The sequence below is a fragment of the Actinocorallia sp. API 0066 genome, assembly GCF_020991275.1.
Taxonomy (GTDB): Bacteria; Actinomycetota; Actinomycetes; order Streptosporangiales; family Streptosporangiaceae; genus Actinocorallia.
This window is the reverse complement of record NZ_JAJLQY010000017.1, coordinates 123,944-130,619: the sequence shown is the minus strand read 5'-3', so window position 1 is coordinate 130,619 and position 6,676 is coordinate 123,944. Positions and strand designations below refer to the sequence as shown.

Genomic DNA, 6,676 nt, shown 5'->3' with positions numbered 1-6,676 from the left:
CGGCCACCCGGCCGCGCGGACCGCGAACGCCGCCCGCGCCCGGCCACGACCCGAGGCGCGGGCTCCACGACCCGCGTCAGCGGCGCTGGAAGCGGTTGAGGGTGTTGAGGGCGAACTCCTGGGTGCGGGAGAGGCTCTGGGGCGGCTGGGGGGCGGCGGGGGCGCCCTGCGGGGGCGCGGACTCGGCGGCGGCTTGGGCGGTTTGGGCGGCGGCGGTGCCTGCTCTGACGCTGAGGGCGTAGGAGAGGAACAGCAGGATCGCGAAGACGACGCCGTAGGCGAGGTGTTCCAGGAGTGTGGTGTGCAGGCCGTTGAGGAGGTCCAGGACGGCGAGGATGGCGAAGGCCGCCGTCCAGGCCAGGAGTGGCGGTAGGAGCAGGACGCTGCGGCGGCGCACCAGGGCGGCGGCGACGACGGCGAGGAGGAGGGCCTGGAGCGCCTTCACCGCCAGGACGACCGGGCCTGCGACGCCCTCGCTGAGGTATTCGGCGACCTCGTCCTTGCGGGCGTCGAAGCCGAGGAATCCGAGGGCGAGGTTCACGACGCCGTAGACGAGCAGGAAGAGGCCGATGGCGTAGTGCTGGCGGTGCCATGACGGCGGCACGGGGCGTCCCTGCGGCGGCTGCTGCTGACCCTGCTGCGGTACGTAAGGCCCCTGCGCGTAGGGCTGGCCGTACTGCGGCTGGCCCGGCCCGGGACCGTACTGCTGGCCCGGGTACGGCGGCTGCCCTTGCTGGCCGCCAGGCTGGCCCTGCGGATACTGCGGCTGAGGAGGAACGCCGTACTGAGGCTGGCCCTGCTGCCCGTACTGGGGCTGGTCCTGGGGCCCGCCCTGCCCGTACTGCGCGTGCTGGTCCTGGCCGTACCGGGGCTGTTGGCCCTGCGGGGGCTGGGGGTGGCCCTGCGGGTCCTGCTGGGTCTGGCCGTAGGACGGCTGGCCGCCCTGCGCCTGGGTCCCGTAGACGCCGGGCGGCTGCGCGTAGGGGGAGCTGGACGGGAGCGCCGTGGCGGGCGGCGTCTGCGGCGGTCGGGGGGAGCCCGCGACGGGGACGTCGTAGGACGTCGCCGGAGGAGGCGCGATCCCTTCCGGCATCTGGAAGTCGCGCGAGGTGTCCGAGACGGTCGGCGCGTCGTCCTCGGCGGCCCGCGCGGCGGCGTCCGGCTCCTCGGACGGCCCGGACGGCCCGGACGATCCTGAGGACGCGGGCAGCGGCACCTGGACCGTCGCGTCGGGCTCCTCGCCGCCGCCCTTGCGCGGCAGCGGGGTGTCGCTCCTGGTCTCGTACGGGTCGGTCGCCATCGTCACGCCCTTCGTCTGCTTCGCCGTGAAGAACCTATATCGCGGACGGCCCCTCGGGCGGCCCGTCCAGACGCCCTCCTAGTTCCTTAGGGGGGTCCGTGAACTAGATGCGGCGATGGCGCTTGCGGGTTCGCGCCGGGTGGCGGAATCGTGTGCCGCGTCGGGCCACGCGATTCTGTGTGAAAGTGAGCAACGGGTATGCCTGACGGAACGGGGACCGCCGCGTCAACGCAGACGCGGATCGCCCATCTGGAGAGGCTCGGCGACGAACTCGTCGGGCGAGGGATGCGGGTGAGGCTGACGGTGCCGCTGGGCACCCCGCCGAGCCTGCACGTGATGAATCCGGCCGCCTCGGCTCTGACGGAGAACATCCTCGCGGAGCAGGGCGCGGACGGCTGGTGGTTCTGGTGGTCGTGGGCCGAGCGCATCGCTCAGGTCGGCGACGTGTCGGCCGCCGCGGAAAGGGTCGCGCGGGTACTCTCGACCGACCTGGGCCAGTGAATGCGGCGGTGTTCCACACACAAGGTGGAACACCGCTTACGGGACGCCTCAGCGGGGCAGTCCGAGGGTGCGTTCGGCGATGATGTTCCGCTGGATCTCGCTCGATCCGGCGTAGATGGTGTCGGCGCGGCTGAACAGCCCGATCCGCTGGAGTTCCGACAGCTCGTAGGGCGCGGCCTCGGCTAGCAGCCCGGCGGGGCCCGCGGCGTCCAAGGCGATCTCGCCGAGCCGCCGGTGCCACTCGGACCAGAACAGCTTGGCGACGGCGACCTCCGGGCCCGGCTCGCCCGCGCCGAGCGAGCGCATCGTGCGCAGCGCGTTCAGCCGCATGAGTTCCAGTTCGGTCCAGGAGCGCACGAGCCTGTCGCGTAGGGCGGGCAGCGTGCCGTGCGCGCGCGCGACGGCCACGACGGCGTCGAACTCGCGACGGAACCCGATCTGCTGTCCGAGGGTGGACGCGCCTCGTTCGTAGCCGAGTGTGGCCATGGCCACCCGCCAGCCTTCGCCGGGCGCGCCGACGATGTTGGCGGCGTCGGTGCGGGCGGCGTCGAAGAAGACCTCGTTGAACTCGCTGGTGCCGGTCGGCTGGATGATGGGCCGTACCTCGACGCCGTCCTGGCGCATCGGCACGAGCAGGTAGGACAGGCCCTTGTGGCGCTGTGATCCGGGCTCGGTCCTGCACACGGCGAAGCACCAGTCGGCGACGTGCGCGAGCGACGTCCACACCTTCTGCCCGGTGACCACCCACTGCCCGTCCCGCAGGACGGCCTTGGTCTGCACGTTGGCGAGGTCGGATCCCGCGTCGGGTTCGGAGTAGCCCTGGCACCACAGTTCGTCGCCGCGCGCGATGGGCGGCAGGAAGCGCGCGCGCTGGGCGTCGGTGCCGAAGTCGATGATGGTGGGTCCGATCAGGCCCTCGCCGATGTGGCCGAGCCGGTGCGGGGCGTGCGCGCGGGCGTACTCCTCGAAGAAGACGACCTGCTGCTCCAGTGACGCGTCACGGCCGCCGTGCTCCTTGGGCCAGCCCAGGCACGTCCACCCGTGCGCGCCCAGGTGCCTCTCCCAGGCGAGCCGGACGTCGAAGCCCTCGTGCTCGCGGCCGGGCCCGCCGAGGCCGCGCGCCGCGCGGAACTCGCCCTCCAGGCTGGTCGTGAGGAAGTCGCGCGCCTCGGCGCGGAAGGCGTCCATCGTTCAGCCCTCGAACCGGCCGTAGCGGCCCTGGTAGAAGACGAGGGGCGCGCCGCCGGTGTGCAGGTCGAGGTGGTGGACGCGGGCGACGACGATGGTGTGGTCGCCGGCGGCGTGCTCGGCCTCGACCGAGACCTCCAGCCAGGCGAGCGCCTGGTCTATGACGGGCGTGCCGGCCGGTGAGGAGGCCCAGGAGACCCCGGCGAACTTGTCGCCGCCCTTGACCGCGAGCTGGCGGCAGACCTGCGCCTGCGGCTCGCTCAGCACGTTGATGCACAGGTGCGCGGCCCGGCGCAGGGTCGGCCAGGTGGAGCTGGTGTGCGCGACGCAGAACGCGACGAGCGGCGGGTCGAGCGAAACCGAGGTGAAGGAGTTGGCCGCGAGGCCGGTGGGCCGCCCGCTCGCCGGGTCGATCGCGGTGATGGCGACGACCCCGGTGGCGAAGTGCCCGAGGACGTCCCGGAGCCTGCGGCCGTTCAGATCGCTGACGGATGCGGTGGTCATCGGGCGCTGCCTCCGGTCGGACGGTGGGTTAGCCAAGCGCTTGCTTGTTCTGAGCGTAGATTCCCGACACTCCTACTGTCAACTAGCCTCCCAAGCGCTTGCTCGGTTAACCTCTGCGGTGTGACGTTTCGCGACAAGACAGCCATAGCAGGCGTCGGATACACCATGTTCAGCAAGAACTCGGGGGTGTCCACGCTCACCCTCGCGATGGAGGCGATCCTCACCGCGCTCGACGATGCCGGGCTCTCCCTGGACGACGTGGACGGCCTGGCCACACACCGCGTCGGTGACTCGACCCCGCCCTGGGTCGTCGCCCCAGCGCTCGGCCTCGACGGCGTCTCCTGGTACCTCGACCAGTTCGGCGGAGGCAGCGTCTCCCACTCCGTCGTAGGGCAGGCCGCCATGGCGGTCGCCTCGGGAGTGGCCGGGACCGTCGTCGTCTACCGGGCCATCAACGCGCGCAGCGAGTTCCGCATGGGCGGGACGGGCAGGGGCGCCGCGCCTGTCTTCGACGCCCAGTACCAGGCGCCCTACGGGTACTTCGCGCCGCCGCAGCAGTTCGCCATGTACGCCCGCGCCCACATGAACGCCTACGGCACCACCCACGAGCAGCTCGGCGCGATCGCGGTACGGCAGCGGGCCTACGCGGTGAAGAACGCGCGCGCCCTGAAACGCGACCCCATCACCCTGGACGACTACCTGGCCTCCCGCTGGATCGCCGAACCCTTCCGGCTCCTTGACTGCTGCCTGGAGACGGACGGTGCCTGCGCGCTTGTCATCACCTCGGCCGAGCGCGCGCGCGACCTGGCCCAACCTCCCGTGCTCATCTCCGGCGCCGCCTGGGGAGGCGGAGACTCCTTCTTCTCAGGGGTGCCGACCGATTTCACCGTCACCGAGGCGGCACGTATGGCGCCGCGCCTGTACGCGATGGCCGGGGTCGGCCCGGAGGACATCGACGTGGCCGAGTTGTACGACTGCTTCACCTACTCCGTGCTCGTCCAGTTGGAGGACTACGGGTTCTGCCCGAAGGGCGAAGGCGGCCCGTTTGTGGAGTCGGGGGAGGGGCCGCCGGTGAACACCCACGGAGGGTTCCTATCGGAGGGGTACGTGCACGGCGTCAACCACGTCGCGGAGGCCGTCGCGCAGCTGCGCGGCACCGCGGGCGACCGGCAGGTGGCGGGCGCGCGGGTCGCGCTCTCGACCGCCCAGCCCGGCTACGTCCTGGCCGGGACCTCGGCCCTGATCCTGCGAGGAGAGCGATGACCCGCCTGGACCCCGACCGCGACTCCGCCCCCTGGTGGGCGGCGGTGGACCGCGGCGAGCTGCTGCTCCAACGCTGCGCCTCGTGCGGTGTACCGCGCTTCCCCGCGCGCGCGCTCTGCAACCGCTGCCGCTCCCGTGAGACGGCATGGGTGCCCGCGCGCGGGACGGGCCGGGTCTACAGCTGGATCGTCAACCACCAGAGGTTCCTGCCGGACCTGCCCGTCCCCTACGCGGTCGTGTGCGTACGGCTGGACGAGGGCGAGGACATCCTCATGTACGGCAACCTCGTGGACGCCGCCCCTGAGGCGCTCGCCCCCGGGCTCCCCGTCCGCGCCGTCCTCCGGGACGGCCTCGTCCAGTGGACCCCCGCGTGAGGAGCCTCAGGCGACCGAAGCGCGGAGCGCGAGCTTGTCCACCTTGCCGTTGACGTTCAACGGAAGCGCCTCGACGGGCACGACCCGTCGGGGCACCTTGTAGTTCGACATGTTCTCCCGCGCCCACGCCCGCACGTCCTCCGGCGTGGCGCTTCCGACGACGAAGGCGCACGCCGCCTCGCCCGTCTTCGCGTCGGGGATTCCGATGACGGCGGCCTGCGACACACCCGGGCAGCGCAGGAGCAGCGCCTCGATCTCCGCCGGGTAGGCGTTGAAGCCGTTGGCGATGAACATCTCCTTCTTGCGGTCCACGATCGTGAGGTTGCCCGCCTCGTCCAGGGTGCCGATGTCCCCGGTGCGCAGCCAGCCGTCCGCGTCCACCGCCTCGGCCGTCCGCTCGGGGTCCTTCCAGTAGCCGGGCATGACGCCGTAGCCGCCTACCAGGATCTCTCCGCGCTCTCCGGAAGCGAGGTCCTTGCCCTCGTCGTCGACGATCCGTAGCTCGACGCCCGGTACCGCGCGGCCCGTGGTGCCCGCGACGACGTCGACGGGATCGCCCGCGCGGGTCATGGACACCACGGTGCCTTCCATGAGCCCGTAGGCGTTGATCATCCGCTCGACCCCGGCCTCGGCGAGCATCCGCCGGATCAGCTCCGACGGCACCGCGGCGGCCCCGCAGATCGCGACGCGCAGCGAGGAGACGTCGCGGCCCGGCAGCTCGTCTAGCAGCTTGAAGAACATCGCGGGGGCGCCCGCGATGAGGCTGACACGGCGCGACTCGATGAGGTCGAGCAGCCGGTCGGGCTGGAACAGCGCGATCGGCATCATCGTGGCGGCGCGCAGGACGCTGGCCAGTAGCCCGGCGTTGATACCGAACCCGTGCGAGAACGGCGCGATGACGGGATACCTGTCGCCCTCGCGCAGCGTCACCAGCTCGGCCCAGTCCCAGTAGCCGCGCAGCAGCTGCCAGTGCTGGAGCATGACGCCCTTGGGCGCGCCCGTGGTGCCGGACGTCGCCATGATCTCGGCGAGGTCGCCCGGCGCGACGGCGAGAGCACGCCGCTCGGCCTCCTCGGCGGCCACCTCCGCGCCGCGCGCCAGGAAGGCAGCCCACTCCTCGCCGCCGTAGGGGATGACGGCCTGGAGGTCGGGCAGGTCGTGGCCTTCCAGCATCGCCAGGTACGACGTGTCCATGAAGCCCTCGGCGACGAACAGCACCTTCGCGCCGGTCTTGCGCAGCACGTCGGCCGCCTCGATGCCGCGGAACCGGGTGGACAGCGGCGCGACCGCCGCGCCCGCGTCCCACAGCCCGTAGGCGGTGACGACCCAGTCGGGCGTGTTGGGCGCCCAGATCGCCACCCGGTCGCCCGGCTCGACGCCCAGCGCGATGAGGCCACGGGCCACCCGAGCCGCCCGCTCCCGCAGCGCGGCGAGCGTCAGCGCCTCGTCGTCGGCCAGCACGACCTCGACCGCGCCGTGCGTCCGCGCGCGGTCGCGCAGCATGCGCGGGATCGTGCCCCAGTCCGGTACCGGCTCCACTTCCATC

The 6,676-nt window shown here is 72.2% G+C and carries 7 protein-coding genes; 3 read left to right on the top strand and 4 right to left on the bottom strand.

Translation table 11 applies throughout. The annotated features are described in order from the left end of the window. Nucleotides 1–76 precede the first annotated feature (76 nt). A complete protein-coding gene (locus LO762_RS31295; RefSeq protein ID WP_230619848.1) occupies nt 77–1,300 on the bottom strand; it encodes a hypothetical protein in 1,224 nt (407 codons plus the stop codon). Between the two features lie 198 nt (nt 1,301–1,498). Here LO762_RS31295 and LO762_RS31290 point away from each other — a divergent pair, with 198 nt between their 5' ends. Continuing rightward, nucleotides 1,499–1,801 carry a hypothetical protein gene (locus LO762_RS31290; RefSeq protein ID WP_230619847.1) on the top strand — a complete coding sequence of 101 codons (303 nt, stop codon included), beginning with the start codon at nt 1,499–1,501 and terminating at the stop codon, nt 1,799–1,801. Nucleotides 1,802–1,849: 48 nt separating this feature from the next. Here LO762_RS31290 and LO762_RS31285 read toward each other — a convergent pair whose 3' ends face one another. Together LO762_RS31285 and LO762_RS31280 are read right to left on the bottom strand one after the other, a co-directional pair. Continuing rightward, on the bottom strand, nt 1,850–2,989 hold the full coding sequence (locus LO762_RS31285) for an acyl-CoA dehydrogenase family protein (protein ID WP_230619846.1): 1,140 nt from the start codon (nt 2,987–2,989) through the stop codon (nt 1,850–1,852). A gap of 3 nt (nt 2,990–2,992) precedes the next feature. Continuing rightward, the gene (locus tag LO762_RS31280; RefSeq protein ID WP_230619845.1) at nt 2,993–3,493 is read right to left on the bottom strand and encodes a flavin reductase family protein; all 501 of its coding nucleotides are present in this window, start codon (nt 3,491–3,493) and stop codon (nt 2,993–2,995) included. Nucleotides 3,494–3,658: 165 nt separating this feature from the next. Here LO762_RS31280 and LO762_RS31275 point away from each other — a divergent pair, with 165 nt between their 5' ends. Both LO762_RS31275 and LO762_RS31270 read left to right on the top strand, forming a co-directional pair. Further along, a complete protein-coding gene (locus tag LO762_RS31275) occupies nt 3,659–4,756 on the top strand; it encodes an acetyl-CoA acetyltransferase (RefSeq protein ID WP_230619859.1) in 1,098 nt (365 codons plus the stop codon). After that, nucleotides 4,753–5,130, top strand: coding sequence for a Zn-ribbon domain-containing OB-fold protein (locus LO762_RS31270; protein WP_230619844.1), 378 nt, complete (start codon nt 4,753–4,755; stop codon nt 5,128–5,130). Before LO762_RS31275 ends, LO762_RS31270 begins: the two co-directional genes overlap by 4 nt. Nucleotides 5,131–5,136: 6 nt before the next feature. Here LO762_RS31270 and LO762_RS31265 read toward each other — a convergent pair whose 3' ends face one another. After that, nucleotides 5,137–6,675 carry an AMP-binding protein gene (locus tag LO762_RS31265; protein WP_230619843.1) on the bottom strand — a complete coding sequence of 513 codons (1,539 nt, stop codon included), beginning with the start codon at nt 6,673–6,675 and terminating at the stop codon, nt 5,137–5,139. Nucleotide 6,676: the final 1 nt, after the last annotated feature.

What these genes read in the sequence shown, in the direction of transcription:
- LO762_RS31275 (WP_230619859.1), top strand. Translation starts at nt 3,659, where the DNA reads ATGTTCAGCAAGAACTCGGGGGTGTCCACGCTCACCCTCGCGATGGAG.
- LO762_RS31295 (WP_230619848.1), bottom strand. Translation starts at nt 1,300, where the DNA reads ATGGCGACCGACCCGTACGAGACCAGGAGCGACACCCCGCTGCCGCGC.
- LO762_RS31285 (WP_230619846.1), bottom strand. Translation starts at nt 2,989, where the DNA reads ATGGACGCCTTCCGCGCCGAGGCGCGCGACTTCCTCACGACCAGCCTG.
- LO762_RS31270 (WP_230619844.1), top strand. Translation starts at nt 4,753, where the DNA reads ATGACCCGCCTGGACCCCGACCGCGACTCCGCCCCCTGGTGGGCGGCG.
- LO762_RS31280 (WP_230619845.1), bottom strand. Translation starts at nt 3,493, where the DNA reads ATGACCACCGCATCCGTCAGCGATCTGAACGGCCGCAGGCTCCGGGAC.
- LO762_RS31290 (WP_230619847.1), top strand. Translation starts at nt 1,499, where the DNA reads ATGCCTGACGGAACGGGGACCGCCGCGTCAACGCAGACGCGGATCGCC.
- LO762_RS31265 (WP_230619843.1), bottom strand. Translation starts at nt 6,675, where the DNA reads ATGGAAGTGGAGCCGGTACCGGACTGGGGCACGATCCCGCGCATGCTG.